This window comes from Achromobacter sp. GbtcB20, from assembly GCF_019091095.1.
Taxonomy (GTDB): Bacteria; Pseudomonadota; Gammaproteobacteria; order Burkholderiales; family Burkholderiaceae_B; genus Achromobacter; species Achromobacter mucicolens.
Map to the genome: position 1 here is coordinate 1 of NZ_JAGXJZ010000545.1, position 270 is coordinate 270.

The following is a 270-nucleotide window of genomic DNA, read 5'->3' on the forward strand; positions in this document are numbered from 1 at the left end:
CGCGGCGTGACCGTGCCCTTCGCGCAGATCAGCCTGGACCGCAGCATCGCGATCTACCGCGAACGCTTCTCCAGCGCCAGGGACCTGACCTTCGTGATGGTCGGCAGTTTCGACCTGAAGACCGTCAAACCGCTGCTCGCGACCTACCTCGGCTGCCTGCCCACGCCCGACATCCCGACCGACTACCGCGACGTCGGCCTGCGCCCGGGGAAGGGCGTGGTCTAGCGCGCGGTGTACAGCGGCACCGAGCCGAAGAGCACGGTCTCGCTG

The 270-nt window shown here is 68.5% G+C and carries 1 protein-coding gene; it reads left to right on the top strand.

Features of this window, described 5'->3' with window-relative positions:
- The coding region (locus KVT32_RS30150) for a hypothetical protein (protein WP_217619436.1) at positions 1 to 225 on the top strand (225 nt) is incomplete at its 5' end.
- Positions 226 to 270: the final 45 nt, after the last annotated feature.